The sequence below is a fragment of the Pseudomonas taiwanensis DSM 21245 genome (assembly GCF_000425785.1).
Taxonomy (GTDB): Bacteria; Pseudomonadota; Gammaproteobacteria; order Pseudomonadales; family Pseudomonadaceae; genus Aquipseudomonas; species Aquipseudomonas taiwanensis.
The window spans coordinates 163,700-188,844 of record NZ_AUEC01000011.1 but is presented as its reverse complement, the minus strand read 5'-3'; the positions used below and the strand labels follow the sequence as shown (position 1 = coordinate 188,844).

At 62.3% G+C, this 25,145-nt stretch carries 27 protein-coding genes; 15 read left to right on the top strand and 12 right to left on the bottom strand.

Translation table 11 applies throughout. The features are described 5' to 3' along the window. Positions 1 to 78 precede the first annotated feature (78 nt). A complete protein-coding gene (locus H620_RS0103735; protein WP_023381006.1) occupies positions 79 to 4,191 on the bottom strand; it encodes a CheR family methyltransferase in 4,113 nt (1,370 codons plus the stop codon). 187 nt (positions 4,192 to 4,378) lie between these two features. Here H620_RS0103735 and H620_RS0103730 point away from each other — a divergent pair, with 187 nt between their 5' ends. Continuing rightward, on the top strand, positions 4,379 to 4,621 hold the full coding sequence (locus H620_RS0103730; protein WP_023381005.1) for a hypothetical protein: 243 nt from the start codon (positions 4,379 to 4,381) through the stop codon (positions 4,619 to 4,621). Between the two features lie 63 nt (positions 4,622 to 4,684). On the opposite strand, the gene H620_RS0103725 is transcribed toward H620_RS0103730, so the two are convergent. Together H620_RS0103725 and H620_RS0103720 are read right to left on the bottom strand one after the other, a co-directional pair. Continuing rightward, positions 4,685 to 5,065: a hypothetical protein gene (locus tag H620_RS0103725; RefSeq protein ID WP_023381004.1), complete on the bottom strand. Its 381-nt coding sequence runs from the start codon at positions 5,063 to 5,065 to the stop codon at positions 4,685 to 4,687. 110 nt (positions 5,066 to 5,175) lie between these two features. Beyond that, positions 5,176 to 5,676 carry a DUF4142 domain-containing protein gene (locus H620_RS0103720; RefSeq protein ID WP_023381003.1) on the bottom strand — a complete coding sequence of 167 codons (501 nt, stop codon included), beginning with the start codon at positions 5,674 to 5,676 and terminating at the stop codon, positions 5,176 to 5,178. Between the two features lie 232 nt (positions 5,677 to 5,908). Here H620_RS0103720 and H620_RS0103715 point away from each other — a divergent pair, with 232 nt between their 5' ends. Genes H620_RS0103715 through H620_RS0103700 form a run of 4 tightly spaced genes read left to right on the top strand, consistent with a single transcriptional unit; the run spans position 5,909 to position 9,528 of the window. Next, positions 5,909 to 6,094, top strand: a complete 186-nt coding sequence (locus tag H620_RS0103715) for a hypothetical protein (protein WP_023381002.1) — start codon at positions 5,909 to 5,911, stop codon at positions 6,092 to 6,094. A gap of 38 nt (positions 6,095 to 6,132) precedes the next feature. Beyond that, positions 6,133 to 7,443, top strand: coding sequence for an iron-containing redox enzyme family protein (locus H620_RS25485; protein WP_155950758.1), 1,311 nt, complete (start codon positions 6,133 to 6,135; stop codon positions 7,441 to 7,443). Continuing rightward, positions 7,443 to 8,396 carry a methyltransferase gene (locus H620_RS0103705; RefSeq protein WP_023381000.1) on the top strand — a complete coding sequence of 318 codons (954 nt, stop codon included), beginning with the start codon at positions 7,443 to 7,445 and terminating at the stop codon, positions 8,394 to 8,396. The genes H620_RS25485 and H620_RS0103705 overlap by 1 nt, the downstream gene beginning before the upstream one ends. Positions 8,397 to 8,403: 7 nt before the next feature. Then, positions 8,404 to 9,528 carry a carboxylate-amine ligase gene (locus H620_RS0103700; RefSeq protein WP_027906749.1) on the top strand — a complete coding sequence of 375 codons (1,125 nt, stop codon included), beginning with the start codon at positions 8,404 to 8,406 and terminating at the stop codon, positions 9,526 to 9,528. A gap of 257 nt (positions 9,529 to 9,785) precedes the next feature. Here the strand turns inward: H620_RS0103700 and H620_RS0103695 are convergent, their stop codons facing one another. The 4 genes from H620_RS0103695 to H620_RS0103680 form a co-directional block, all read right to left on the bottom strand. Next, the gene (locus H620_RS0103695) at positions 9,786 to 10,325 is read right to left on the bottom strand and encodes a type 1 glutamine amidotransferase domain-containing protein (protein ID WP_023380998.1); all 540 of its coding nucleotides are present in this window, start codon (positions 10,323 to 10,325) and stop codon (positions 9,786 to 9,788) included. Between the two features lie 93 nt (positions 10,326 to 10,418). Continuing rightward, the gene (locus H620_RS0103690; protein ID WP_023380997.1) at positions 10,419 to 11,660 is read right to left on the bottom strand and encodes an MgtC/SapB family protein; all 1,242 of its coding nucleotides are present in this window, start codon (positions 11,658 to 11,660) and stop codon (positions 10,419 to 10,421) included. Next, positions 11,645 to 12,466, bottom strand: a complete 822-nt coding sequence (locus H620_RS0103685) for a helix-turn-helix domain-containing protein (protein ID WP_023380996.1) — start codon at positions 12,464 to 12,466, stop codon at positions 11,645 to 11,647. Before H620_RS0103685 ends, H620_RS0103690 begins: the two co-directional genes overlap by 16 nt. 2 nt (positions 12,467 to 12,468) lie before the next feature. Beyond that, a complete protein-coding gene (locus H620_RS0103680; RefSeq protein WP_027906748.1) occupies positions 12,469 to 12,717 on the bottom strand; it encodes a hypothetical protein in 249 nt (82 codons plus the stop codon). A gap of 372 nt (positions 12,718 to 13,089) precedes the next feature. On the opposite strand from H620_RS0103680, the gene H620_RS0103675 reads away from it, so the two are divergent. Beyond that, on the top strand, positions 13,090 to 14,016 hold the full coding sequence (locus H620_RS0103675) for a universal stress protein (protein WP_023380994.1): 927 nt from the start codon (positions 13,090 to 13,092) through the stop codon (positions 14,014 to 14,016). Positions 14,017 to 14,042: 26 nt separating this feature from the next. Here H620_RS0103675 and H620_RS0103670 read toward each other — a convergent pair whose 3' ends face one another. Then, on the bottom strand, positions 14,043 to 14,591 hold the full coding sequence (locus H620_RS0103670; RefSeq protein WP_027906747.1) for a GNAT family N-acetyltransferase: 549 nt from the start codon (positions 14,589 to 14,591) through the stop codon (positions 14,043 to 14,045). Positions 14,592 to 14,778: 187 nt separating this feature from the next. Between H620_RS0103670 and H620_RS0103665 the strand changes: the two genes are divergently transcribed. The 5 genes from H620_RS0103665 to H620_RS0103645 all read left to right on the top strand — a co-directional run bounded on the left by H620_RS0103665 (position 14,779) and on the right by H620_RS0103645 (position 19,145). After that, positions 14,779 to 15,693: a universal stress protein gene (locus H620_RS0103665; RefSeq protein WP_027906746.1), complete on the top strand. Its 915-nt coding sequence runs from the start codon at positions 14,779 to 14,781 to the stop codon at positions 15,691 to 15,693. Between the two features lie 2 nt (positions 15,694 to 15,695). Further along, positions 15,696 to 17,063: an MBL fold metallo-hydrolase RNA specificity domain-containing protein gene (locus H620_RS0103660; RefSeq protein ID WP_023380991.1), complete on the top strand. Its 1,368-nt coding sequence runs from the start codon at positions 15,696 to 15,698 to the stop codon at positions 17,061 to 17,063. Positions 17,064 to 17,118: 55 nt separating this feature from the next. Further along, the gene (locus H620_RS0103655; protein WP_049818694.1) at positions 17,119 to 17,727 is read left to right on the top strand and encodes a hypothetical protein; all 609 of its coding nucleotides are present in this window, start codon (positions 17,119 to 17,121) and stop codon (positions 17,725 to 17,727) included. A gap of 61 nt (positions 17,728 to 17,788) precedes the next feature. Beyond that, positions 17,789 to 18,493 (top strand): phosphoribosyltransferase, encoded by a 705-nt coding sequence (locus H620_RS0103650; protein ID WP_027906744.1) that lies wholly within the window; start codon positions 17,789 to 17,791, stop codon positions 18,491 to 18,493. After that, entirely contained in the window at positions 18,486 to 19,145 is a 660-nt protein-coding gene (locus H620_RS0103645) for a dienelactone hydrolase family protein (protein ID WP_023380988.1), read from the top strand. Before H620_RS0103650 ends, H620_RS0103645 begins: the two co-directional genes overlap by 8 nt. An 18-nt stretch (positions 19,146 to 19,163) precedes the next feature. Here H620_RS0103645 and H620_RS0103640 read toward each other — a convergent pair whose 3' ends face one another. From H620_RS0103640 to H620_RS27070, 3 genes are all read right to left on the bottom strand, one after another. Next, positions 19,164 to 20,531 carry an erythromycin esterase family protein gene (locus H620_RS0103640; protein ID WP_027906743.1) on the bottom strand — a complete coding sequence of 456 codons (1,368 nt, stop codon included), beginning with the start codon at positions 20,529 to 20,531 and terminating at the stop codon, positions 19,164 to 19,166. A gap of 95 nt (positions 20,532 to 20,626) precedes the next feature. Then, positions 20,627 to 21,196 carry a GNAT family N-acetyltransferase gene (locus H620_RS0103635; RefSeq protein ID WP_023380986.1) on the bottom strand — a complete coding sequence of 190 codons (570 nt, stop codon included), beginning with the start codon at positions 21,194 to 21,196 and terminating at the stop codon, positions 20,627 to 20,629. Between the two features lie 110 nt (positions 21,197 to 21,306). Continuing rightward, positions 21,307 to 21,903 (bottom strand): universal stress protein, encoded by a 597-nt coding sequence (locus tag H620_RS27070; protein ID WP_158664634.1) that lies wholly within the window; start codon positions 21,901 to 21,903, stop codon positions 21,307 to 21,309. Between H620_RS27070 and H620_RS27065 the strand changes: the two genes are divergently transcribed. Both H620_RS27065 and fnr read left to right on the top strand, forming a co-directional pair. Then, on the top strand, positions 21,874 to 22,287 hold the full coding sequence (locus H620_RS27065; RefSeq protein ID WP_158664635.1) for a hypothetical protein: 414 nt from the start codon (positions 21,874 to 21,876) through the stop codon (positions 22,285 to 22,287). The genes H620_RS27070 and H620_RS27065 overlap by 30 nt on opposite strands. Positions 22,288 to 22,407: 120 nt before the next feature. Next, the gene (gene fnr, locus H620_RS0103625) at positions 22,408 to 23,139 is read left to right on the top strand and encodes a fumarate/nitrate reduction transcriptional regulator Fnr (RefSeq protein ID WP_049818693.1); all 732 of its coding nucleotides are present in this window, start codon (positions 22,408 to 22,410) and stop codon (positions 23,137 to 23,139) included. Here the strand turns inward: fnr and H620_RS0103620 are convergent. After that, positions 23,114 to 23,845, bottom strand: coding sequence for a ferredoxin reductase domain-containing protein (locus H620_RS0103620; protein ID WP_023380983.1), 732 nt, complete (start codon positions 23,843 to 23,845; stop codon positions 23,114 to 23,116). The two genes, fnr and H620_RS0103620, sit on opposite strands and share 26 nt — an antisense overlap. A 194-nt stretch (positions 23,846 to 24,039) precedes the next feature. Between H620_RS0103620 and H620_RS0103615 the strand changes: the two genes are divergently transcribed. Further along, on the top strand, positions 24,040 to 24,600 hold the full coding sequence (locus H620_RS0103615; protein ID WP_027906740.1) for an Hsp20/alpha crystallin family protein: 561 nt from the start codon (positions 24,040 to 24,042) through the stop codon (positions 24,598 to 24,600). 62 nt (positions 24,601 to 24,662) lie between these two features. After that, positions 24,663 to 25,127 carry a CBS domain-containing protein gene (locus tag H620_RS0103610; protein ID WP_027906739.1) on the top strand — a complete coding sequence of 155 codons (465 nt, stop codon included), beginning with the start codon at positions 24,663 to 24,665 and terminating at the stop codon, positions 25,125 to 25,127. The last annotated feature ends 18 nt before the right edge of the window (positions 25,128 to 25,145 follow it).

The window sequence follows — 25,145 nt, the reverse complement described above, 5'->3', positions numbered from 1 at the left end:
GTTCACCACGATTGACGAGCGGGCCGCCGGGACAGCAGGTAGACTCGTGCGGCACAGCGCCAGGCGCCAGCCGCGCGATCAGCGGGTTTGCGCGCCGTTCAGGCGTTCAAGGGTTTCGATCAGGTCCTCGTAACCGACAGGCTTGTTCAAGTGTCGGTCGAAGCCGGACTGTCGCGATTTGTGTTGATCGGCGCTGGCGCCGTAGCCGGTCAGGGCAATGGCCGGAACGTAGCGAAGATGCTCAAGGCCACGCAGTGCTTTGATCAGCGCGTGTCCATCCATGCCGGGCATGCCGATATCGGAAATGATCACGTCATATCGCGCATCCGCCGCTGAGGCCAAGGCCAGGTGTGGATCGCTGTAGGCATCGACTTCGGCATTTTCCATGAGCAGTAACTGCTCCATCACATCCAACACATCGACCGAGTCATCCACCAGTAATATGCGGATACCGGCGAGCCGCCCCTCAGGCACTGCATCGCTAGCCTGTTCCTGGGTTTGCTGAGTGTATTCGCATAACGGCAGGGTGATGGTGAAGGTGCAGCCCTGGCCAAGCCCTGGTGACTGTACGCGCACGTTACCGCCATGGGCCTCGACCAGTTGGCGTACCAGGGAAAGGCCGATGCCGAGGCCTTCGCGGCCATGGCTGGTGGGGGCGGCCTGGCTGAACAGTTCGAAGATGTTTTCCAGCGATTCTTCGGCAAGCCCAATGCCGTGGTCGATCACCTGCAGTTGCGCATGCTCGTCCAACTGCGTGAGCACCAGCAGGATCTCGCCATCGGCGGGGCTGAATTTCAGCGCGTTGTTCAGCAGGTTCCAGATAATCTGTTCCAGGCGCGTACTGTCTGCCATGACATACACCGGCGCGCCATTGGCTGGCAGCGTCAGGCGCACGCTACAACCGCGTTGTTCGCTGCAGGCCACCGAGTGGATACCCTGCAGCACAGCGCACAGGTCGACCGGCCGGGTCTGGAGCTTGAGCTTGCCCGTACGTATGCGTGCGACATCGAGCAGGTCGTCGATGATACGCGCCTGGCTGGCGACCGCTTCGCAGATCACGCTGACGGCCTTGTTCGCCGCGCTGGTACTCTTGACCGGAGGCAGACGTCGCAGGATATCGGCATTGAGCTGGATGAGGTTCAACGGATGCTTGAGCTCATGGGACATGACCGCGAAGAACTCATCCTTCATGTGGCTGGTGACCTGCGACTCGGCCAGTCGCTTGCTTTGCTCGTCGTGAAGCCGCTTGTGCCCTGTCAGGTCGCGGGCGATCTTGACGTAGCCGCGCAGGCTGTTGCCCTTCAGGCGCGACACTTCGCCGCTGCAATAGAAGCGACTGCCGCCCTTGCGCACATGCCAGCGCTCGTCCTGGCCGCGACCCTGCAGGCGAGCGGTGCGAAGTTCACGCTCCGGCACCCCGTTCTCGCGGTCTTTCTCGGTGAAGAGCAGCGAAAAGTGCTGGCCCAGCACTTCGTCCTTGGCGTAACCGAATATCAGCGCAGCGCCGGTGTTCCAGTCGATGATCAAGCCTTGTTCGTCGAGCAGGATGATGGCGAAGTCGTGGGTGCTCTCCGCGACCAGGCGCATGCGCTCTTCCCCTCGTCGCAAACGTTCTTCGGCAGCGCGACTCTTGGTGATGTCGATGAACGTCAGCACGGTGCCATCGACGTTCTGTTCATTGGCCCGATAGGGCAACAGGCGGGCCAGGTACCAATGCTGGTCATTGCCGATCACCTCGCGCTCTAGCGTGGTCTCGCGCTCGATCACCGCGCGCGCGTCGTCCGCCAGCCCTGGGTAGTCCAGGCGGTGGGTGATGTCGAGCAGCGAGCGGCCGGTATCGACCGGCAGCATGCTGAAGATATCCGTGGCCCGGGGGGTGAACCAGCGGATGCGCAGGCTGCGGTCGACGAACACTGTCGCGATCTGGGTGGAGGCGATCAGGTTGCTCAGGTAATCGTTGATCTTGTCGGTTTCATCGACCTTGGACTTGAGCTCGTAGTTGACCGTCAGTAACTCTTCGTTGATCGACTGCAGTTCTTCCTTGCTGGTTTCCAGCTCTTCGCTGGCAAGGCGCAGTTCTTCGTTGATCGCCTGCATTTCCTCGTTCGAAGCGGTCAGCTCCTGGCTGGAGATCTCTGACTGCTCGATGGTTTCCTGCAACTGTTGGCGGGTTCGCTGAAGTTCGCGCTCCAGGGTGTTCAACACCATGCCGTCGGTCTGCTCGGCAATGGCCGGGCCGTGCGCGTCGGCTTCGCTCACCTGGAAGACGACCAGCAGGCATTCGCTGCCGCTGGGCTCGTCCTGGTGTGGCTGGACCTGCATCTTTACTTCGATACGCTGCTCATCGACAGCGACGATGACCGGGCCTGAGGTGACCAGTTGGCCGGTGTTCTGGGCTTGTAGCACGGTACTGCGCAAGGTCGGTCGAAGCGGCACCAGCACCAGGTTCAGCAGGTTGTGACTGAGTTCTCCCCCTGGGTGGCGCAGAAAGCGGCCGACCCCTTCGCTCATGTGCAAGATGTTGCCGTCGGCGTCGATGATCAGGCTTGGTGGCGTGCGCCTGGCCAGTGCGCGGTGATGGATCTCGGCATAGGACAGCTTGCGAACGGGCCTGGTCTTGACCCGCGCCACCTGCGACTCGGGCGCCTGCAGGCGGGCGGTGCGACGCGCAGGCTCCACCTCCCTGGCCTTGAAGATACGATGGCGTTTGTCCACCGGAATGAACAGATCGGCAGCCGCATCCGCCGACTCCGATGAACCCAGAAACAGGTAGCCCCCTTTGCGCAAGGCGAAGTGAAAGATTCGCAGGATTTCGTGTTGCACTTCTCGGTCAAGGTAGATGAGCAGGTTACGGCACACGACCAGGTCGAGTTGGGAGAAGGGTGGGTCGGACAGCAGGTTATGGCGGGCGAACAAGACCTTTTCGCGGATGTCCTTGCGCACCCGGTAGTGCTGGTCTTCCTTGATGAAGAACTGGCGTAACCGTGCGGTAGGCACATCGGTGGCGATGGCATCAGGATAAACACCCAGGCGGCCGACATTGATAGCGCGTTCGTCAAGGTCGGTGGCGAACACCTGAATCCTGGCGCTACGTTGCTCCCGCGCCAGTTGTTCGGTGGCCAGCATCGCCAGACTGTAGGCTTCCTCGCCGGAAGAGCAGCCTGCCGACCAGATGCGCACTTCGCGCTGCGGATCTTCGCCGCTCTGGTCATGGCTAAGGCCGGGCATCACATGCTGTTGCAGCGCCTCGAAGGCGTCACGGTCGCGGAAGAAATTGGTCACCCCGATCAGCATGTCGGCGAGCAAGGCACGGCTCTCCTCGGGGTGTTGCTCCAGGTAGTCGCGATAGCCGGCCAGGTCGGTCTGCGCGGTGACATGCAGGCGCCGTTCAAGCCGACGCAAAACCGTTGCGCGCTTGTAGTGCTGGAAGTCATGCCCGGTGGTGGCGTGCAGACGGGCCAGGATGTCGTCCAGGAGCGGATCGCTTTGCTGTGGGTCGCCTGAGCGCTCGCCCAGGGCAGGGGGCAGGCTGTCGTCGTCTATTTCAGGCAGTTTGACCTCGCGTGCCGTGCGCCACAGTTCCACCAGCTTCCCAGGGATCTGGGCCACTGGAAGCACCAGGTCGACCATGCCGGTGTCGATCGCCGCCTTGGGCATGTCGGCGTACAGCGCATCGTCGGGTGCCTGCACCAGGGTCACACCGCCTTGCTCCTTGATTCGCGACAAACCCACTGCGCCATCGCTGCCGCTACCGGAAAGAATCACGCAAAAAGCATGATCCTTGTGCACATCGGCCAGGTCCCTGAAGAACAGGTCGATGGCGACATGATCGCCGCGACTGCGCCTGGCTGGGCTGACGCGCAGGTAGCCGTCGTTGGTGGACAACCGGTTGGCCGGAGAAATCACATAGACATGGTTGCGCTCGATCGGCACCGGCTCGCTCACCTGACAGACGGGCATGCGGGTGACCCGCTGGATCAAGCGGTCGGCCTGGCTCTGATGGTCCGGCGACAGGTGCAATACGACGACGAACGCGACGCCGCAGTCGGCCGGCATGTGCTGGAAGAACGTCTGGATCGCCTCCAACCCGCCAGCCGATGCGCCGATGCCTACGACCGGGAAATCCAGATGGCTGGGGCTGAGCGCCGGGTTGTGCGGTGCTGCGAGTGTAGTCTTGCTGGACGACTTCATGGGCACGAACCTTGTGCGGACCGGGTAGGGTCCCTGTATGAATCATGGGCATTGGCAGCGATTATAGGCTTCACATCATCCGAGCGACGAGGGTTTGGCGACGTCGCGATGACGATCCTCGCCCGATCCGGGTGAACGTCGCCCGGCGGATGGACTCTCACTGCAATGAGCACCGAGGAGTCTTGCCATGAGCATCGAACGCAGCATCCCAGAGCTTGAAGCCTGGTACGCCCAGTACGACGACACCAGCTACCGCACCGAGTCGCCGGATGCCTACCACCACGCTTTGGTCCGCACCGCCGAGGCCTTGCGTGACGATGGCGCCATCGACTGGGACGATTGGCTGGCACTCAAGGCGCTGGCCGATGAAGCCCACGTGCGGGCGCTTGAAGATGCCGTGCAGGCCCATGTGAGCGATCCGGATGCATGACCGCTCAAGGAGCTGGCCAGCATCCGTCAAACCCAAGCAGGCCGCCGACGTGCGTCGAGCATCTCAACCATGCTTGCCTAACGCCTCGACCAGTTCTGCCTTGCTCATGGTCGAGCGGCCTTTGATGTTCTTGCTCCGCGCTTCCTTGAGAAGGCTCTGCTTGGTTTGCGTGTTCAGCGACGTACTCGATGTACGTGAGTGCCCCTGACGTGTTTGCGCCGCCCGCTTGGCCGAATCCGAACGGGCGGTGGACTGGGCCTTCGACGAGGCGGCTTTGCCCGAGCCGCCTGGCTTTTCGCCGCCGCCCGATTGCTTGTTGACCGTTGCCCAGGCGCGCGCCTCGGCTTCGTCCTTGGACAGGCCTTTATGCTCGTAGCGCTCTTCGATGTGTTCAGCCTTGCGCTTTTGGGTGTCGGTGTATTTGTCTTTGTCTCCACGTGGCATGCTGTTCTCTCCGCGTTCGAGTGATACAAGGTCACAGAACCGTTGATCAATGGGGCAGGATGGCTGCCCCATTGGCGTCGGGCCTACCGTCGCCTGGCCTGTCGGCTGGGTTATTTGCCGTGAGTCGTCTGCAAAGCTTTGGCCTGCTCGAGGTGATGTTCCAGCGTCGGCAGTTTTTCGCTGGCGAAGGCCTTCAGCTCTGGTTTGTCGGAGGATGTCGACTCCTTCTTGAACAGCTCCACGGCTTTTTCGTGCGCATCGACCTGGTTGTTGACATAGGAACGGTCGAAGGACGCTTCGCGCCATTCGAGGATCATTTTTTTGACCTTGTCGGTCAGCGCCGCTTCGTCGGGCACGCTGATGTCAAGCTTGCGGGCGATTTCGCCCAGCTGCTGGTTGGCCTTGGTATGGTCGGTGACCATCTGCTGGGCATATTTCTTGATGTCGGCGTTCTGGCTTTTTTCCTGGGCAAGGTTACTGGTGACCACCTCGGCGATGCCTGCCTCGATCGCCGCGTCGACGAAATCGTCCGAAGAGGCCGCCTGGACCTGCAGCGAAGCAAGGCTCATCAACAACGTGACGCCCGCGAGTTTCAAGAAGGGTTGGCTCATGTCTGACTCCTTCGTTCAGTTGGCGCGACCTCGATGTCGCATTCGGTTGAGCCAGGCGAGGGCGGGAAGGTTTAGTTTTTCTTCGATCATCGTGATGGCTACCCGCGCCTCCCGATGCACCCCGCCCCGGTATTTAGCGCCGTTCATCCACTGCAGGGTAAAAAAAACGAATCCAGCCGCGTCGAGCGCACTCGTTCGTTATGAACCCTCGCAACTACAACCGGAGCCCGACATGAAATACACCCTGTTCCCCACGGTGCTGCTCGGCGCCAGCCTGACGCTGCTCGGCGGCTGTTTCGACCGTGATTCAGATCATCCCGCCAAGGATGCGGACCCCAGCAAGCCGTCCTTGCAGATGGAGCAACCCGATACACCCACCACTCATCCGAGCCCCGAGACCAAGCCCCAGAATCCCTGAGCGAGGTGCGGCCCATGAGGTTGATACCATTAGAAATCATGCAGCAGTCAGTCCGGGTTGTGCCGGACGATCCGCAGCGGCAGTACTCGGCAATGCTGCAGTCGGGTGGCTATGACGCGCGGGAGTGGTTGGCCGGTCAACTTCAGCGGACGATATCGATGACCGATGATTTGCCGGACGATCCCGCGGATTTGGCGCAGTGGTCGGTCGATCATGCCGCCCGGGTCGCCGCAGAGCATGCGCGTTACCTGGCGCAGCGGCGTGAGGGCGCACCACGGCGGTTCTTCGCCAACCGGGCACAGGCCCTGTGGTTCCTGCAACAGGTCGCCCCGACCAAAGAGGTGGATGGCGCTTGGCTGCACGGAACGCTCAAGCACTGGCAAGATCCACGGTTCCATGGGCTGATCCGTACCTTCCTAGAAGAACTGGGCGATGGTGACCCCCGCTGCAACCATGTGTTGATCTACCAGCGATTGCTGAGCCGCCTGGGTTGTGACCAAGGGCTGCCTTTGGACCCGTCGCGGTACCTGCAAGGCGCGGTGCAGTTGGCCTTGGGGCGCAACGTCGAGCAGTATTTGCCGGAGGTCATTGGCTACAACCTGGGGTATGAACAGCCGCCTTTGCACTTGCTGATCACCACCCACGAGTTGGCCGAACTGGGCATCGATGCTCATTACTTTCAGCTGCACGTCACGATCGACAATGCCGCCAGCGGTCATGCTCGTCGCGCATTGCAAAGCCTGTTCCTGCTGATGCCGGGGCCGTCGGAAAAAGCCTGCTACGAGCGAGTGCGCAGGGGCTATCGTCTCAACGATCTTGGGCTCGACACGGCCTCGCTGATTGCGTCCTTCGACCTGGAAACGGAGTTGTTGGCCGCCTTGCAACGCAAGCGGGTATACGGCCAGTTCATGCACAGTGACCGTTGCCGCCTGCAAGGTCGGACCATCAACCAATGGCTGGCCGATGCCAGCGCGTTACCCGGCTTCCTGCGCGCCCTTGAAACGCAACAGTGGCTGCAACTAGGCGAGGCGCCTTCGAATAGCCGGTTCTGGGCCTTGATCGACGGACCGCATGCCGCGATGTTTGGGGTTTTCACCGCTTACGAAAAGCAGCTCTGGCATGACTGGATTGCCGGTGACAGGGCCGGCGTGCCGTATCGGCGCGTCGCACCGGGGCACTGGGAGCAGGGTTTGGCCTTGGAAGAGGGCGGGCCGGCCACGCAAGGGCTGCCTCGTGTCGAGTGCATGATCGAACGGATGTCCGGTAACCATCACGCCGAGCCCGATGGACTGCGCGCCACCCGCGATTTCATCCTTGCCACCGGCTTGACCCACGCAGGAGAGTGCTGATGTTGCTTGACCAGAACCAAGCTTATGCCGACCAGGCACTGTTGCACCTGGGTCGGCGCCTCAGCGCCGACGGTTATCGTTTCACCTGCGTGACCCCAGCTACCCATGCTCGCGTCAACGACCGGACCGCCGCCCAGCAGGCCCACGACCTGCGGGATGTGTTCGGCTGGAGCCGGCCGTTCCCGGCCTCGCTGATCAGCAGTGACGAGTTGGCCCAGTTGAAAACCGCTGGTGTGGTGCAGGCGCAGGGTGAGCTATTGCGCAGCGCGGTGCGTTGGTCGAGCCTCGACAACCTGTTGCTGGTCCATTCCGCGTGGCCGACCGACAGCCACGACGCGGTGTTCTTCGGTCCCGACAGCTACCGATTCGCCCAGGTGATACAGGACTTTCTGCAGCACAGTCCCCGGCGCGTGGAACATGCGGTCGACCTTGGCTGTGGCACCGGCATCGGCGCGCTGATCATCGCCCGTGCAGCCCCCCATGCGCAGGTTTGCGCGGTGGACATCAACCCTTTGGCGTTGCGTTATACCGCCATCAACGCTGCACTGGCGGGGGTGGCCAACGTGTCGGTCGAGCTCAGTGACCTGCTCGATGGCATCGGCGCGAACTTCGACCTGATCGTTGCCAATCCGCCTTACATGCTCGACGCCCAGCAGCGCGCCTATCGCCATGGTGGCGGTGCGCTCGGAGCCGAGCTTTCCCTGCGCATCATCGAACAGGCGCGCGAACGCCTGGTCATGGGTGGCACGTTGTTGCTGTACACCGGGGTCGCGATCGTCGACGGTCGCGATGCCTTGCTGGACGCTGTGCGCCTACGCCTGGCCGGGCCTGCCTTCAGTTGGCATTACCGTGAGCTGGACCCGGATGTATTCGGTGAGCAACTGCTCGAACCAGGCTACGCGCATGTCGAACGCATCGCCGCAGTAGCACTGACCCTGACTCGCATCGCCTGAGTGCACGATGGTCAGGGCGCAAGGGTTCGGCATCGAAGAGGAATACTTGCTGGTCGACGTTACCCGTGGCGACGTCCTGGCCAGGCCGTCGCACGCAGTGGCGCGCCGTTGCCGTGAAGTGGTGGGCGAGCATTTCGCCGAGGAAATGTTCTACAGCCAGATCGAGGTCGCTTCACCGGTGTTGGCCAACCTGCATGAAGCGCGCAGCTATTTCACCGAATGTCGACACAATCTGTGCAGCGCGCTGGCGCAGGAGGGGGTGGCCCTTTATGGCGCTGCCAGCCATCCCACCGCGCGGTGGCAACGCCAGCATGCCCGGGACCAGAATCACTACCGCCAGGTATTCGACGACTATCAAATGGTCGCCCGCCGTAGCCTGCTCTCGGGGCTGCATGTGCACGTGGGGGTGGCGCCGGAGATCGACCGCATGCAACTGATCAACCAGATGCTCTGCTGGTTGCCGCTGTTGCTCGTCCTGACCACCTCTTCGCCGTTCTGGTACAGCCAAGTGACCGGTTACCAAAGTTACCGACGCGTGGTCTGCGGGGAGTGGCCGCACATGGACATGCCAGAGCCGCTGGCTGACTGGAATGCCTACCTGCGCTACAGAACACTGCTCCAAGGTATAGGCGGGCTTGCCGAAGACGGCGACTTCTGGTGGGCGATCCGCCCGTCGCGGCGATTTCCGACGATCGAGTTGCGCATCTGTGATGCGTGCCCACGCTTGGAAGACGGCCTGGCCATCGCCGGGCTGTTCCGTCACCTGGTAGAGCAGACGCTGCGGGTTCGTCAGCATTGGCAGCCGCTCGGCCCCGAGCAACGTTGGATCATCCAGGAGAACTACTGGAGGGCGCTCCGCCATGGCGGCAATGGCATGTTCATAGGCGCGCACGACAGGCAACCGGTGACCGCCCATGGCTGGCTGGCACAGCTGCAGGGCCTGGTACCCGCCGACACCCAGGATGCCGAGCACGCATTCGGCCACGCTGCGCGTATCCTCCAGGACGGCAGTAGCGCTCAACGCCAACTGGCCGCCTTCGAGCGCGCCCTCGCCCAGGGGAGAGACCGGCGCCAGGCCTTCCGGGCAGTGGTCGACCAAGTGGTGGGCGAGATGACGCCGGCCACAGGTTGACGCCGGCGAACCCGTCACTCAACCATCGGATTGCTCTTCTGGCGGGACTTGGTCCTCTGGCCAGTCCGGCGCCTCGGTTTCGGAGTCTGGTGCAGGCACCGGTTCACCTGGGTTGTGGGGGACGTCATCGACATATGGGTCTGGGGCATTGGGATCGTGCATGATGAGGTACCTCCAGTAGCGGATGGGTACCTCTTTAGGTCATGGGGCCGCGCGCGACGTTCAATTCACTTGCAGCGGCGGTGTCAACGCGCAGCTCAAACGGCCAGGGCGCGGACCAACTGGTCGTTGAATGCGGGAATGTCATCGGGCTGACGGCTACTGATCAGGTTGCCATCCACCACCACCTCTTCGTCCACCCAGGTGCCGCCTGCGTTGCGAATGTCATCCTGCAGTGTCTTGTAGCTGGTCATCCGCTTGCCCTTGGCCAAACCGCTCGACACCAACAGCCAGGCGCCATGACAGATCACTGCCAACGGCTTGTTGGCCGATTGATGGCTTTTGACCAGTTTCTGCGCGCCGGGAATCAGCCGAATGGTATCGGAGTTCTGCACGCCGCCGGGCAGCACCAGCGCATCGTACAGATCCAGATGCGCATTCTCGAAGGTGGCATCGACGGCGAATTCGTCAGCGGGCTTGTCGTGGTTCCAGCCCCGCACAGTGCCTTCCTTGTCGCTCAGGATATCGACCACGGCGCCATTGTTTTGCAATGCTTCGCGGGGGCCGGTCAGCTCGACTTGTTCGAATCCATCGGTGACCAGAAAGGCCACGCGCTTGCCATTGAGTGGTGCACTCATCGTCGTAATCTCCGTTTTTCGATAGACCTGGAACAGGAGGCCTGTCCGACGGGTGCAAAGTTCCTGCGCAATGCCCGAGTGGCGTTCGACAAGTCAGGTCACTAAAAGCCCCAGCCACATCGCGCCAAGAATGATCAACTGTGCCGGGGCGAGGTAACGTGCGAATGCGAAGCCGCCATTGCTGAACGCCAGTACGCATTTGGTCAGGCTATTGCCCGTCACTGCCATCATCCCTGGTACCACGACATCGGCTGTCCCCAGCTGTCCTGCCACAACCAGCGAGGCTACCGATGCGGTGGCTGCGTGGGCATCGCCCATCCCGCCGAGGAAGGCCGCGATACTGACGCCGCTGTGGCCCAGGTGGTGAAGCAGGAATGCCGAGAACAAGGCGATTCCGGCCAGCGCCAGGGTGATGATCAAGGCTGTCCAGAGGTTGAAGGCGCCATCGCCCTGAGGTGCCGGGCACGCGCCTTGGTCGTTGCGCCAAGGTGCCAGTAACAAGGTTCCGTAAACCACCGTAACCCCTACACCGAGCCCGATCGAGGCCATGAAAGGTTTCAACAGGCGGCGGTCGACGATGCCCAGTACCAAGGCGAATTGCGCGATGCTGGCGAGGTTGGACAACACGGCCGCGGCGGCCAGGGATTTCACGGCAGCGACGCGTTGACGGGCTTGATGGGCAAGCAGCGCAATCGTCGCCGTGCCCGAGGCGAAGCCGGATGCGATGGCGCTCAGGGGCAAGCCGTAGCGTGGGCCGACCAGACGCAAGGCAATGTGCCCCAGCGCACCGACGGTCATCAGCAGCACGACCAGCGTACAGAGGGTGCGAGGGTTGAGTGCGCCATACGGCCCCATGAACCTGTCCGGTGTCGACGGCAGCACCACCAGCGCCATCGTCAACAGCATCAAGCCATCGCGCAGCTCTTGCTCGTTCAGTTGCTGGAGCACGAAATGATGCAGCTCGCGGCGCAGTGCCAGGAGCAGGGTCAGTACCACGCCGACAGCGGTGGCCAGTTCTGGTTCCTCGAGGCTCAGTGCTCCGAGGGTCAGCACCAGCAGCAGGGCGATTTCGCTGGTGACTTCGGGGTCTCTGTCGGCATGTTTGTGGTAATGCATGCACAACATCAGTACCAGGCCAAGGCTGGCGAACCCGACCAGCATGGGCCCGGCCAGCAACATGCTGACGTAGCCCAACAGGGCGGTGATGGCGAAGGTCCGGAGGCCGGCGGCGGCATGGTCTTCATTGCGGCCTTTCTTGCGCTCGCGCTCAAGCCCCACCAGCATGCCGATGCCCAATGCCACGGCGCCGTGGCTGATATTCACCGCGTCGAGCATGGCGCCTTCGGGTTGTCCTTGGGCGCGACGTCCGCGCCGCCTTGCTCAAGGGCTATCAAGGCTGGCAGATCGAGTATCTCGACAAGCCTGCCACGCATGCTGACGATACCCAGCGCACGCAAGCGGGCGACCGAACGACAGACGGTCTCAAGCCGCAGTCCCAGGTACGAGGCCATGTCTTCCCGGGACATGCGCAGCATGAAACCGTGGGCAGAATAGCCCCGGCTGACGAAGCGCCGTGACAACCCCACCAGGAAGCTGGCCAGGCGCTGCTCGGCGGTGAGGTTGCACAGCATCAACACCCGTTCATGCTCGCGCACGATTTCCCGACTCATCAACCGGTTCAGGCTTTGCTGCAGGACGGGAAAGTCGTGTGCCAGGGCCTGCAGCCGGCGGTAGGGGACAGGGCACACCTCGCTGTCTTCCAGGGCAATGGCATCGCATACGTGGTGTTCGGTGGCGATGGCGTCGAGGCCAAGCACATCGCCCGGCATCCAGAAATTGATCACCACGCCCTGGCCCTCGGCACTGTTCAGGCTGGTCTTGAAGCTGCCGCAGCGCACGGCATAGAGCGTTGTCAGCGGGTCATTGGCGTTGAACAGCGCGGCGCCTTTGCGAACACGCAGGCGCGGGCCGATCAGGGCGCCCAGGCAACTGTTGTCTTGCACCGGAAGACCGGTGGGCAGGCACAACCCGCTGACACGGCACTCGGTGCACAGGGTCGTGAGCGGTTTCAGGTGGATCGGCGTCGCGGGACTCGACGCTGGCGGTTGGTCGAGCAAGGTCACGTTCAGTAGGCCAGTCATTTTCAGGCCTCCTTCGCGCATCGGAGATCTGCCTGAGTAGCCATCCGAGCATTGGCTTTACCCGTGCTGCCCATGCCGGGGCGTGGTGACCAGTCGGCAAGCATGTCGCGTGAATGGGGTGCATTGAGACGGGCGTTAAGCCGATCGACGAAGGCTTGCGCTTCGTCGGGCGTCGTGAAGCTCACCCGGCAGTCGTCCATGCGGACCCACCAGCGGTTCTGTTCAGGGCTTGTTTCGACGTAGATGTTCATGGAAGCCTCCAAAAGCATGCATGAGCAAACCAACTGCAAATCCATGCGAAACGAAGGCATCCCTGCCAGCAACAGGGGTGGTTCAGGGCGTATTGGCCATTTTCGTCACGCCATTGGGCGGGTTGGCGAATGATTCATGGCCGACTTCGCAGGTTGTCATGAGCGTCATGGCACGCCTCCAGGGAGTTCGATGATTGTTGTTGGTATAGAGTCAGATTGCGCCGTAAACGCCAGGAAGCTTTGATCCGCATCAAATTCTCGCGCAGCTGGCATCGCCGTTTGTCCGTCCAGTGGTTCAGTTGATAAACGTCAAGTCCGCATAGGGCGGTTCAGGGATGATCCAGGGACACTTCCCAAACGCTGAGGTGCGCCATGGACAACCCGCAAAGACTTCTTCTGATCGCTTCGCCTCTGATGCGGCGCACCCCGGTCTACGACCGTGCGGCGGCGCTGGCCAAGGCCAAGGGCATGGCCCTGCATATCGTGGCGTTTGACTACCTCGAAGGCCTTGCCACCGCGGGCTTGGTCAACGACCAGGCCCTGGCGGTGATGCGCGAAGGCTATGTACAGCAACACCGTGAATGGTTGGAAACCCAAGCGCTGTCGATGCGCCGCAATGGGGTGACGGTCACCACCGAAGTGGTATGGGTCCAGCATCCGCTGGACGAGATACTCGTGCACCTGCGCGAGCAGCCTTTCGCCATGCTGATCAAGGCCTTCGAGCATGAACCCTGGTGGGCACGGGCAATGTTCACCTCGCTCGACATTCAGTTGCTGCGGGAAACCCGCATTCCCCTGCACCTGGTTCACCAGGCCAGCCATGCGCTGCCGCGCAAGATTCTGGCGGCCGTGGACCTGTCGCGCCCGGAAGACCAGTTCGAGGGCTTCAACGACCAGATCATCAGCGAGGCGCTGAAGCTGGCATTACAGTGCAATGCCCAGATCGAGTTGCTATATGCCTACGACATGGGGTCGATGTACCTGGACGCCGGCGGCAGCCGCGAGCATTCATTCCTGTTCGACTCCAACCTGGCCCAGACACTGCACGAGGCGCAAAGCGATGCCTTCCAGGCACTTGCCGAGCGCAATGGAATCGCCGCCGAACACCGCCACCTGCGCTTGGGAGACCCGGCCAAGGTGCTGGCGCTGTTCATGGAGAACAACGATATCGACGTACTGGTCATGGGCAGCTACCACCATCACGGCATCGGCTGGTTCATCGGCAGCACTGCCGAGCGGGTGTTGAATCGCTTGTCCAGCAGCGTGCTGGTGATTTCACCGGAGCATTCCCAAGGCTGAGAGACAAGGCCCCAAGGGCCTTGTCTTCAGGTGCGAAGGTCAACTTCGTGAATGATCTCGCTGACATCGCCACCCAAGTAGCGTGAGCTGAAGCCCAGGCCCTTGGTCAGCCGGTGCATGGCATAGTTGTTCGCCAGGTCCCTGGAAATCATGCAGTGAAAGCCGTTGCGCTTGGCGGCTGCGATCAGGTGCTGCATCAGCAACCGGCCCAGCCCCTTGCGCTGCCATTGTTCGTCCACGGCGACGGCGCATTCGCAGAGGCGGCTGCCGGGCACGCTGGCATACCGGCTTACCCCGATCTGGTGCAACTGGCCATCTGCATGGACCAGGGCAACGTAGGCTTCGCGCTGGTGGTGATCCACTGGCATTTGCTGCGCATCCAGGCTTGGCACGCCGCCACTGAGCCCAGCGATCAAGCGGAAACGTCGGGCTTCGTAGGCGATCGTGCTGAGAAAGCGGCGGTCCCTTTCGCGGTCCTCTTCTCGCAGCGGACGGATCAGTACGGCAGCGCCGTCCGAAAGCTTCTCGATCCAATGCTCGCCCGTATCTGGCTGGTCAGCCTGCTGCTTGTTCATGTCGCCTCCCGATTACCTGGTCGATGCTTGCTGCAGCCGTTGTACCGTGCTGGGCGGCGCCGGTTCTGACAATCGTCAAGTTCAGGCGCGGCAGGTGGTTTTTCTGATCTGCATCAAGCGCGCATCAGCCTGCCTCCGGACAATCGCCTACATCATCACGCCAGCCGCGCAAGCCCGGAGGTTCGCCATGGGTCAATATCGACAACTGCTGGTGCTGCTCACCGAGGTCGATCCGCATTCGGCCGCGCTGCGCAGGGCCCTGGCCCTGGCGCATGTCAGTGGTGCCAGCGTGCATGTACTGGGCTTGTTCGAACCGACGCAGGAGCACCTGTTGCGTGAAGAGCGATTGAACGAGGCCGATATCCAGCGCCAGTTCGACCACTACCGTGTACGGCTGGCAGGTTTGGTCGAGCGTCACCGTGGCAGCGGTGTCGCCTTGACGGTCGACAGCCTGCAGGCGGACGACATCCGCAGCCAGGCCCTCGACTACATCAGCGAACTGCAGCCCGACATGGTCATCAAGGACAGCGAAGCGACGCCAACCATGGTGCGACTGTTCAGCACGCCCCTGGATTGCGCCTTGATGCGGGGCCTGAAGGGCATCACGCACTTCGTGCCGGCGGCAGCGGTGTCGCTGCCCCAGCGCGTGCTGGTCGCCGTTGACACTTCCTTCAGCGAAACCCCCGAGGTCCAGGCATCCTTCAATCGTGGGCTGATCCGTGCCGCGCAGGCGCTGGCACTGCAATGCGATGCACAGTTGCACCTGCTCTCGGCCTACAACCTGGCCGGCGTATTCGCCTCGGACATGAACGTCACCCAGGCGTGGATCGATGAGATGCGCAACGCCTTGAAGGAGCCGTTCGACACCTTGGCGGACACTGAGGGGGTCGCGGCGAATCGCCGCCATTTCATGGAAGGTGGCCCGGTGCAAGTGATTCGCGAGCAGGTCGCTGCGCTGGATATCGACGCGGTGGTCATGGGTGTGGTGCAGCCCAAAGGGCTGGACAAGCTGCTGGGCGATACCACCGAGCGCATCGTCAGCCGTCCACCGTGCAGTGTCCTGGCGGTTCACCCTCAAGCGGTCGAAACCCTGGAGCCCTAGCCATGCAACTGACATTTCTCGGTGGTACCGGGACCGTGACCGGCAGCAAGTTCCTGTTGACCCGCGACAGCAGCCGTGTGCTGATCGACTGCGGACTGTTCCAAGGTTACAAGCAACTGCGCCTGCGCAACTGGGAACCGCTTCCGGCGGCGCTTCATGCACTCGATGCGGTGGTGCTGACCCATGCCCATCTCGACCACAGTGGTTATCTTCCAGTGCTCGCACGGGAAGGCTATGCCGGTCCGATCTACGCAACCCCGGCCACCTGCGCCTTGGCCGAGATCCTGCTGCTCGACAGTGCCCGATTGCAGGAAGAGCAGGCCGAGCATGCCAACCGCCACGGCTACTCCAAGCATTCACCGGCACGCCCGCTGTACACCGAGCAGGATGCGAAGCGCGCCTTGGCACTGCTGCGCCCTGTGGAGTTGCATCACCCGATCATGGTCGTGCAAGGCATGGAGCTGCTGTTGCGCACGGCCGGGCACATACTTGGCGCGGCAACGGTGCAGATCAAGGTCGATGGCCAGACGCTGGTCTTCTCCGGGGACCTTGGCCGGCCACAGGACCCGATCATGCGCGCGCCGGAACTGATCAGGACGGCAGACGTGCTGCTGGTGGAATCCACCTATGGCGATCGCCAGCACCCAACCGAATCAACCGAGCAATACCTTGCCCAGGTCATCAACCAGACCCTCCTGCGCCATGGCATCACGTTGGTACCGTCATTCGCCGTCGGTCGTGCCCAGTTACTGATGTACTACCTGTACAAGCTCAAGCGCGATGGCCTGATACCCGACATCCCGGTCTACCTCAACAGCCCGATGGCCACCGATGCAACCGCCCTGTACCAGCAGTTCAGAAGCGAGCATCGCTTGACGTCCACGGAATGCGCGGCAATGTGCAGGGGCACGCATATCATCCGTACGGTCGATGAGTCCCGGCATCTGGATCAGCTGCGGGAACCTTCGGTGATCATCGCCGCCAGTGGCATGGCGACTGGTGGACGGGTGCTGCACCATCTCAAGGCGTTGGCCCCAAACCCACGCAACAGCATCCTGTTCTCGGGTTTCCAGGCCGGTGGTACGCGCGGGGCTGATATCGTCGCCGGTGCACACAACGTCCGCCTGCATGGCGAAGACGTGCCCATCCGGGCCCAGGTGCATGCCATGGAGAACCTTTCAGCGCATGCCGATGCCGACGAGATCATGGAGTGGCTGCGCGGATTCGCCCGCCCGCCACGCCAGACCTACGTCATCCATGGCGAGCCCCATGCCGCCGACACGCTGCGACGGCGGATCAGCATCGAGCTCGGTTGGCAGGTCTGCGTGCCCGAGTACCAGGAAACCGTTGCCATTGACCCAGTGCGCTAGCGTGGGCCGGGAGGCTGTCATGGAAACACAAGCGAGGGCGAAACTCCGGGCCTGGATGCATCGGCCACGGGGTAGCCTGGGGTGGATCGTGGCGATCTTGGCATTGCTCATGGTGGCCGCTACCTACCGGTCGTTGAGCCCAAGCTGGCGTCTGCCCATGCAACACCCGTTCGTGCTGCTGGCTTTGCTGGCCTTGTGCGTGGCGTTGGGCTGGGTGGTGCAGCGTGGCGTCAAGCGCACGGTCGGCAAGACCATTTTCAATGGTCAGGCCACGGGCTGGCAGGCTCGGCTTGCCTTCCTGCGCACGGTCACCCAGGAGTCGAACGTTCTTTTAGGCCTGTTGCTGCTGCTGGCGTTGCTCGCTGGCGGCACGCTTTGGCTGGCGGGGCGCTCGGTGGACCGTATCGTGGAGAATTGCGCAGACAACTTGCAGGCCCAGGTGAACACCCCAGGGGATGAGAAGCTCACGGCACTGGTCGGCAAGCCGGTGTGTACCTGCCTGGCGCAAACGTTCCTCGATCGCAATGGCGTGATCCGCCTGGCCTTGTTCGAAACGCCGATGCGGGAAGTGAGCGCATACAAGGCGTTGACGGCGGACGATGAACAGCGCTGTCTCGAGCAGTTCGACCTGCTACCTGAAGAAGCCCGGGCGACGGCGCCTTGAAGGGTGGTAGTGCTTGCCAGTAGGTGAAACGACAGGCGCCGTCTCGGCGCGGGAGGTTTCCATGTCACATGATCTTGCGCGTCGCACCCTGTACCCCGACCGCGCTGAAGCCGGTCGCTGCCTGGTGCCGCCGTTGAGCCAATACGCCGAACGGGCTGATGTAATCGTGCTCGCCTTGCCACGGGGCGGGGTGCCGGTGGCTTACGAGGTCGCCATCGCCCTCAAGGTTCGCCTGGACCTGCTGGTGGTGCGCAAGCTTGGCATGCCATCGCACCCGGAATATGCCATGGGCGCGATCGCTGGGGGAGGGGTGAAGATTCTCAATGACGATGCATTGCGGGCCTATCCGGTCGATCGGGCCCTGCTTGAGAGCGTGATAGCCAGGGAAACACAGGAACTGAGACGTCGTGAGCGCGCCTATCGGGGTGGCCGACCTCCGCTTCGGCTCAAAGACCAGACCGTGATCCTGGTCGATGATGGCCTGGCAACCGGGGCCTCGATGATGGCGGCCATCCAGGCGGTGCGTGCCCAATCGCCAGCGCGGATCGTGGTCGCGGTGCCGGTCGCGCCACCGGAAACGCTAGAGGCCCTGTGGAGCGAAGTGGACGAGGTGATCTGCCCGCTGGTGCCCGATCGGATGGTTTCGGTCGGCTATTGGTACCAGGACTTTCCGCAGACCTCGGACGAGGAAGTCATGGCGCTGATGGACAAGGCCGGGATCGCAGCGTCGTCCGGGGGCCGTGGCGGGGAGGCTGAAGATGACTGAGGTAGTGCTGCGCTCGATGAAATGGCCCGGCGTCGAACTGCTCGCGGACCTACGGTTACCCACCAACACCCAGGCCTTGGTCATTTTCGCCCATGGCAGCGGTAGCGGTCGGCTGAGCGCCAGAAACCAGTATGTGGCGGACGTGCTCGCCAGTCGCGGCCTCGGCTCGTTGCTGTTTGACCTTTTGACCGAGCAGGAGCAGCGACTGGACAACCAGACCGCCGCGCTGCGCTTTGATATTCCGCTGCTGGCGAAGCGGCTTACGGATGTCATCGATTGGGTTGGCCAGGACCCCGACCTTGCTAGCTTGCGCATTGGCGTGTTCGGCGCCAGTACGGGTGCAGCGGCGGCTTTGTGTGCGGCGGCCGAGCGCCCGGAGGTGGTGGCGGCAGTGGTCAGCCGGGGAGGGCGCACCGATCTGGCAGGCGAAGCGCTCAAGCGGGTACAAGCCCCGACCCTGCAGATCGTTGGTGGCAGGGACGTTCAGGTCCTGGAACTCAATCGTCAGGCCAGTCGGATGCTGCTTTGCGAGCATCGCTTGGAGGTAGTAGCAGGTGCTTCGCACCTGTTCGAAGAGCCTGGCACCCTGACCGAAGTCGCCGTTCTGGCGGGTGACTGGTTCGTCACCCACCTGCAAGCCCCATCCCCTTGAGCCTTGCAGGCCGGATGTTCAGACGCCGAACGGATAGGTTTCGTCCTCCGGTTCAAGGTGTTGTTGTTTCGGCAGAGGCAGGGCGTCAACCGGTTGGGTCTGTTCGATCCAAAGCAGGGCGTCGAATTGCTCGGCCAGCACTGCTTCGAAGTAATGGCTCAGCCGTTCGCTCTCCGGTCGGTAGATGACGCCGATCGCGCGTTCGAGCAGTGGCATTGACAAGATGCGACGAAGCTCCTTGCGCTGTGGGTCTCGCCAGTCGGTCAAGGAAGCCGGTACGCCTGCCAGGCGGAACTGGTGCTCCCAACTGTCCGACCGCGAAGGACGGATGTCCTTGATCAGCATGTCGCCATCCCAGTCACTGGCGGCGGCCACTTGTCCGCGGTCGGTGGCCATGCCGATCAGCACGGCGTCCCGGCCAAACGCGTGGCGGCACAGTTGGCCGATGTTGAATTGGCCTTTCCAGCCCATTTCCGTGGCATCGGCGTTGCCGATGTGAGAGTTGTGTGCCCAGACCACGGCTTTGGCGTGTGGCCCGCGATGTTCCAGCAGTGCGCGCAGGGTATCGAACATGTGCCGGTCGCGCAGGTTCCACGAGGCAGTCGAGCCTCGGTAGATCGCCCGATAGTATTGTTCTGCGGCGATGATCACGCGTGCGTTCTGGGTGGCATTGAAAAACGCTTCATCATTGCGGATCAGGCCCGACAGCTGATCGGCCAGCATCACATTCAGTTGTTCGACCACAGGCTGCTCGCAGGGCATGACGCCACCCCGTTCGACGAAGTGGCCATACAGTGTCGGGTCATCCTGCCAGGGCGTCAGGCAACCATACCGTCGGCGCGCTTCGCGGGCCAGGTGCGGATCTGTCCGGTCCAAAAAGGCCAGCACTTCGTGAATGGAGTTGCGCAGGCTGTAGACGTCCAGGCCGCGAAACTCCACGCGGCGGTCGACGGCGAGCAGGCGATTATGCCCATGCAGCCAGTGGGCGAATGCCTTGACCTCGCTGTTGCGCCACATCCAGGTTGGGAAACGGCTGAATATATGGCGCTTCCATGCCGAATGAGCCAAGCCCCGCACGTACTGGTCAACGTGCCCTGCATCCGGCCAGTCGGCTTCGACGGCCACGATGTTGAAGCCGTGCTGTTCGATCAGCCGCCGGGTAATGGCTGCACGGGCGCGATAGAACTCGCTGGTGCCATGGCTTGCCTCGCCCAGCATCACCACACGGGCGTCGGCGTAGCGATCGAATAGCGCGGCGAAGGCGGGGGACTCGAGGTCGGGCAAGGGTTCGGCGAATTGATGCAGCAGGGGGGCGATCTCCGCGCTGTCGACCTGGTATTGCTTGCCGTAGAGCATTTCCATCAGTTTGCGCGAGTTACCGTTCATGGATACCCTCCTCGTGCGGATGTGGCCGCAGGTCGTGGGGCGAAGAGCGGGTGGGGCAGCGCTGTGGCCACCCCAGGCGCTGGCGCAACGACGCTTCAGGTCAGGTTCAGGCGATGGATGACCTGGGTCGGGTCATCCGGGTCGGTGCTGGTGGTGAATCCTGCCGCCTTGGCCAGGTCACGCATCGCCTGGTTGGCGGCCGAGTCGATCGAATACATCTGTCGTAGGCCCTTGGCCCGGGCATGATCGGTCAGGTGCTTGAGCAAGAGTCGACCCAGACCATGGTGCTGCCAGCTGTCGAGCACGGTCACGGCGCATTCGCATTCATCCTTGCCGGCAATGGCGGCGTAACGGGAAATGCCCACCTCTTGCAGCTCGCCGTCCACATGGGCGAGGGCGACGTAGGCCGCTTGGCGGTCCTGGTCGACCGCCATCAACTGGTCGAGCATTGCCTCACCGGGCTCCTTGATCTGGCACAGGAAGCGAAAATGCCGCGACTGCGGTGACAGCCGTTCGATGAAGGCCCTCTCGCGCTCCCGGTCCTTGGCTTGCAGCGGTCTGATCAGCACATGGGTGCCATTGTCGAGGGCTTCGATCCAATGCTCGCCCGCAGGCTTGGGAAACGAGGGCGCGGTGTATTGGCGGGAGGGTTCTGTAGGAGCCATGGCAATAATCCTCGTGTGTCGGGAATGGACAATGGAGCTTCAGTTTCGACGCTTGGCCCTGCGCGGACTTGATAGTTGTCAATTGCCTGCCCTCCAGCGGGTGTCACCTGTCAGGCAGGGAACAACAGCGGATCGTCAAGGCTCGCCCAGGCTTGGGTCGCTGGCTGCATTGCCCTGTTCGGTGCGTTGACCACCAAAAGGCTGCAGGTGAGGTGGCTCAGCAAATAGCGCAGTGTCTCGTGCTGGCGCAGGTTATAGGCATTGGCGATCACCACCAGGTCGTATTCGCACCGATTGGCATAGGCGCAGAGGGTATGGGCGCAAGAGCCGACGATCAGGTGATGGTGAAGCGTCGGTATCCCAAGCTGCCCAGCAAATGCCTTGAACGTGGCGGCCAAGGTTTCGTACCTTGGGATTTCTGCCAGGCTGTAGTGCTCGCTATGGCGCAGCAGCGCCGCCTGGTCGTAGACCGAAAACAGGTGCATCTTGCCTTTGCGGGCCTGGCATACGGCCTTGGCTACCTCGATGACGTGGGCATTCAATGCCCGTTCGTCGAGGTCTTCGCAGCTTGCTGGCGCGGCGACGAACAGCTTCTCCAGGTTGGGCGCCACCTGTTCGCGAGCGAACAGCACCGGGCAGGGAGCTTTTTCCAGCAGTTGCAGGTCCAGGTTGGCCTGATGCGCCGCCTCGTCGGCGGCATGGTCCATGACCACCAGGTCCGCGCCACAGCGCGTGACTTGCGCCGCGACGCCGTTTGCCGTGGGTTTGAGTACCGTGATATCAGGACTGACACGAAGGCCCCTGGACGCAAGATGGGAGGCCCGCTGTTTCAGGTACGACTCGACGGACGGTTTCTGCCCGCCAAGGGATGGGGCACGCAGCGCGGCAAGCGAAACACTGGCGTCCAAGGCCATTGCCAATTCGGCGCTTTGCTCAACCGCCGGGCTGTATCGATCATCGCAAGGGGCGATCAAAAGCAAGTGATTGATTTTCATAAATGGGGCCTTCTGTCTGGACTGAGCATCGATCGAGCCGCACTGGCTGCTTGCAACCTGCCGACAGTCGAGCATGAGAGCAGCGCGCAGACCTGACTTGATCTTCATCAAGCCTTGAGCAGGACGGCGTGACCCTTGGTCGGAGGGCGCGAAAAGGCCGGGGGAACCAGCTAATTTGTATTAATACCCCCCATGCACATTAGCGGAGGCCTGGTCATGTCAGGCTCACTGGATATGGGGGCAAGGCCCCATGTGAAGTGCCTTGCGTGTTCGTTGAGCCGGCTTTGCCTGCCCGCCAGCCTCAGTGCCGACGAAGTGGACAAGCTGGAGCGAATCGTGCGCCGTAACCGCCCGTTGAAGAGGGGCGAGTATCTGTTCAAGGCCGATGAGCCGATGGAGCACGTGTTCGCCCTACGCTCAGGGGCGATCAAGAGTTTCCTGCTCGATACCGAGGGCAACGAGCGGATTACCGGTTTCGTCCTGCCGGGGGAGATGCTGGGGCTGGACGCCATTGGTGCAAGGCATTATCGAAGCTATGCCCTGGCGCTGGAGGTTTCGCTGGTGTGTTCCATCAGGCTGGATCAGCTGGTCGACCTGTCGGGGCAGATCCCAGGCTTGCGTTACCAGCTGTTGCATATGCTGAGCATGGGGATTCAGGGCAAGGATGAGCACTTGCGCTGCTGCCACGGCCGAGCCGAACAGCGGCTTTCGATATTCCTGCTCGGCATGTCGGCGCGTTATCACGAACGCGGCCTGCGCGCAGACGTCTTCAACCTGCCGATGTCCCGTGGCGATATCGCCAACTACCTGGACCTTACCCTGGAAACCGTCAGTAGGCTGTTCAGCCGTTTCACCCAGGCAGGGTTCGTGAAATGCGTCGGGCGGGAAGTTCGGCTGGTCGACTTGCAAAGCCTGCTGAACCTCAGCCGGCTGGAGGAACCCACTTGAGCGCAGCCAGGACCCTGTCATAGCGCTGGACCGGCCCTCCCAGTGGACAGTGATCCCCCCAGGTTGGCCGAGGCATATGGTCGGTCCGCAGCCAGATGCGCTGTGGCGATATCCCCTTTTGCCAACACAGGCGTGCTGCTTGTCGAGCCACCTGGGGCGGCGCGCAGCAGTAGACCGTGTCTGGCCTGAATGCTTGCAGTTGCTGTGTCAGTTGCATCCATCCGCTTGAGGGGTCGCGCGGCGCCGTCGTTTGCGCGCGAAGCCATGGCCGGCATTCAGCGGGCAGGTGCTCCAGCGCCAAGCCCTCGTGTAGCAAGCGCACCTGTACCCAAGGCAGCCAGCAGCGGACCTCATCGAGCATGCACAATAGCGCCAATATCCCTTCGCCCCGTGTGATCGCCAGCAGGCGCGCACTCTGCAAGGGCACTGGCCAGCCGCTGCCCAACGGGCCTGAATACCCCAGCAGCTCGCCTGGCTGCCCCAGCGGGTGCGCACCGTGGGTAGTCACCACGAACCGTCCATCCACTCCGGGCAGGCTGACGTAGCTGCATGGCCAGCGCTCGGTGCGATTGGCCAGCAGGCAATACTGGCCTGGCATCGCCTCGGTGAATTGCGGGCTGCACTGTGCCAGGCGCAGGCATTGTTGAATACCCGGGCCAGGGAAGGTTTCGAGCAAGCGGACACGCTTGCCGTCGTCCCGCTCCATAGTCGCCTCGATAGTGTCTGGATGGACCGCACTGTTTTCAAGCTAGGCGTCCGCCAGAACGGGACTTTGATCAGGATCAAACCGATAAGCGATGGCAGCAGCGCGCTGATTGATAAAGGTCAAGCGCGGGGTTGCCTGCCCGCGCACGATCGAGGTGTCTCCCTGGGAGGCATTACTCATTCGAGGAGGTCGCCATGTCCGAAGCAGCCAAGAAAGTACCTGTAACTCCCGCAGCCACCCAACCTGCCAAGGCTTCTCCACCCGGCACCGAGCCGTCGGACCTGTGGCGGCCGTTCCAGCAGCTGCGGCGCCAGATCGACAGCCTGTTCGACGATTTCGGGCGCCGGCCATTGCGCATGCCGTTCAGCCACACCCCATTCGATGTCGAGCCGTTCTGGCGCCGTGAGCTGTTCGCCCATGGCATGCCGGCAATGGATATCAGCGAACTGGCCGATGAGTTTCGCATCAGTGCCGAACTGCCAGGTGTGGACGACAAGGACATCGAGATCAAGCTGGTCAATGGCAATGTGGTGATTCGCGGCGAGAAGCAGGAAGAGGTCGACGAAAAGCGTAAGGAGTACCACCTGTCGGAGCGGCATTACGGCAGCTTCGAGCGGGTCTTCCAACTGCCCCGTGAAGTCGACGCTGAAAAGATCAATGCCCAGTTTGCCAAGGGCGTACTGCTGGTGCACCTGCCCAAGCGCGCCGAAGCGATTCACCCTGAAAAAGTGATTCCTATCAAAAGCAGCAAGTGATTGACCCGACCGATTTCAGGAGCAGGGACGCTCCGCCTTCGCATTCCAAAAGGTAGAACATCATGTCCATTGGCAAATACTGCAACCGGGATGTGGTCACAGCGCCCCCCAGCATTTCCATCTACGCCGCGGCGCGGATGATGAGCCGGTACCACGTCGGGGACCTGGTGCTGGCCGAGCCTGTCGACCGCGACCGTTGCCGGCCCATCGGCCTGATCACCGACCGTGACCTTGCGCTGAGGATCATCGCCCTCAACCCTCCTGACCAGGAAGACCTGCAGGCCATCGACGTGCTGCCACGTCCATTGATCACCGCGAACCAGAACGAAGACCTGTTCGATGTGATTCTGAACATGCGGCGAGCCAACATCAGGCGGATCCCGGTGGTCGATGACTTTGGCCTACTGGTCGGAATCGTCACCGCGGACGACTTGGTGGGGCTGTTGGCCGACCACCTGCACGAGCTGACGTTGCTGATCCGTCAGCAGAGCCGGCGGGAAGAAGATATCCGCGCCGGGGACATCTGAACCCCATGCGCGTGCGCG

What these genes read in the sequence shown, in the direction of transcription:
- H620_RS0103735 (WP_023381006.1), bottom strand. Translation starts at nt 4,191, where the DNA reads ATGAAGTCGTCCAGCAAGACTACACTCGCAGCACCGCACAACCCGGCG.
- H620_RS0103730 (WP_023381005.1), top strand. Translation starts at nt 4,379, where the DNA reads ATGAGCATCGAACGCAGCATCCCAGAGCTTGAAGCCTGGTACGCCCAG.
- H620_RS0103725 (WP_023381004.1), bottom strand. Translation starts at nt 5,065, where the DNA reads ATGCCACGTGGAGACAAAGACAAATACACCGACACCCAAAAGCGCAAG.
- H620_RS0103720 (WP_023381003.1), bottom strand. Translation starts at nt 5,676, where the DNA reads ATGAGCCAACCCTTCTTGAAACTCGCGGGCGTCACGTTGTTGATGAGC.
- H620_RS0103715 (WP_023381002.1), top strand. Translation starts at nt 5,909, where the DNA reads ATGAAATACACCCTGTTCCCCACGGTGCTGCTCGGCGCCAGCCTGACG.
- H620_RS25485 (WP_155950758.1), top strand. Translation starts at nt 6,133, where the DNA reads ATGCAGCAGTCAGTCCGGGTTGTGCCGGACGATCCGCAGCGGCAGTAC.
- H620_RS0103705 (WP_023381000.1), top strand. Translation starts at nt 7,443, where the DNA reads ATGTTGCTTGACCAGAACCAAGCTTATGCCGACCAGGCACTGTTGCAC.
- H620_RS0103700 (WP_027906749.1), top strand. Translation starts at nt 8,404, where the DNA reads ATGGTCAGGGCGCAAGGGTTCGGCATCGAAGAGGAATACTTGCTGGTC.
- H620_RS0103695 (WP_023380998.1), bottom strand. Translation starts at nt 10,325, where the DNA reads ATGAGTGCACCACTCAATGGCAAGCGCGTGGCCTTTCTGGTCACCGAT.
- H620_RS0103690 (WP_023380997.1), bottom strand. Translation starts at nt 11,660, where the DNA reads ATGCTCGACGCGGTGAATATCAGCCACGGCGCCGTGGCATTGGGCATC.
- H620_RS0103685 (WP_023380996.1), bottom strand. Translation starts at nt 12,466, where the DNA reads ATGACTGGCCTACTGAACGTGACCTTGCTCGACCAACCGCCAGCGTCG.
- H620_RS0103680 (WP_027906748.1), bottom strand. Translation starts at nt 12,717, where the DNA reads ATGAACATCTACGTCGAAACAAGCCCTGAACAGAACCGCTGGTGGGTC.
- H620_RS0103675 (WP_023380994.1), top strand. Translation starts at nt 13,090, where the DNA reads ATGGACAACCCGCAAAGACTTCTTCTGATCGCTTCGCCTCTGATGCGG.
- H620_RS0103670 (WP_027906747.1), bottom strand. Translation starts at nt 14,591, where the DNA reads ATGAACAAGCAGCAGGCTGACCAGCCAGATACGGGCGAGCATTGGATC.
- H620_RS0103665 (WP_027906746.1), top strand. Translation starts at nt 14,779, where the DNA reads ATGGGTCAATATCGACAACTGCTGGTGCTGCTCACCGAGGTCGATCCG.
- H620_RS0103660 (WP_023380991.1), top strand. Translation starts at nt 15,696, where the DNA reads ATGCAACTGACATTTCTCGGTGGTACCGGGACCGTGACCGGCAGCAAG.
- H620_RS0103655 (WP_049818694.1), top strand. Translation starts at nt 17,119, where the DNA reads ATGCATCGGCCACGGGGTAGCCTGGGGTGGATCGTGGCGATCTTGGCA.
- H620_RS0103650 (WP_027906744.1), top strand. Translation starts at nt 17,789, where the DNA reads ATGTCACATGATCTTGCGCGTCGCACCCTGTACCCCGACCGCGCTGAA.
- H620_RS0103645 (WP_023380988.1), top strand. Translation starts at nt 18,486, where the DNA reads ATGACTGAGGTAGTGCTGCGCTCGATGAAATGGCCCGGCGTCGAACTG.
- H620_RS0103640 (WP_027906743.1), bottom strand. Translation starts at nt 20,531, where the DNA reads ATGAACGGTAACTCGCGCAAACTGATGGAAATGCTCTACGGCAAGCAA.
- H620_RS0103635 (WP_023380986.1), bottom strand. Translation starts at nt 21,196, where the DNA reads ATGGCTCCTACAGAACCCTCCCGCCAATACACCGCGCCCTCGTTTCCC.
- H620_RS27065 (WP_158664635.1), top strand. Translation starts at nt 21,874, where the DNA reads ATGCGCCGCCTCGTCGGCGGCATGGTCCATGACCACCAGGTCCGCGCC.
- H620_RS27070 (WP_158664634.1), bottom strand. Translation starts at nt 21,903, where the DNA reads ATGGACCATGCCGCCGACGAGGCGGCGCATCAGGCCAACCTGGACCTG.
- fnr (WP_049818693.1), top strand. Translation starts at nt 22,408, where the DNA reads ATGTCAGGCTCACTGGATATGGGGGCAAGGCCCCATGTGAAGTGCCTT.
- H620_RS0103620 (WP_023380983.1), bottom strand. Translation starts at nt 23,845, where the DNA reads ATGGAGCGGGACGACGGCAAGCGTGTCCGCTTGCTCGAAACCTTCCCT.
- H620_RS0103615 (WP_027906740.1), top strand. Translation starts at nt 24,040, where the DNA reads ATGTCCGAAGCAGCCAAGAAAGTACCTGTAACTCCCGCAGCCACCCAA.
- H620_RS0103610 (WP_027906739.1), top strand. Translation starts at nt 24,663, where the DNA reads ATGTCCATTGGCAAATACTGCAACCGGGATGTGGTCACAGCGCCCCCC.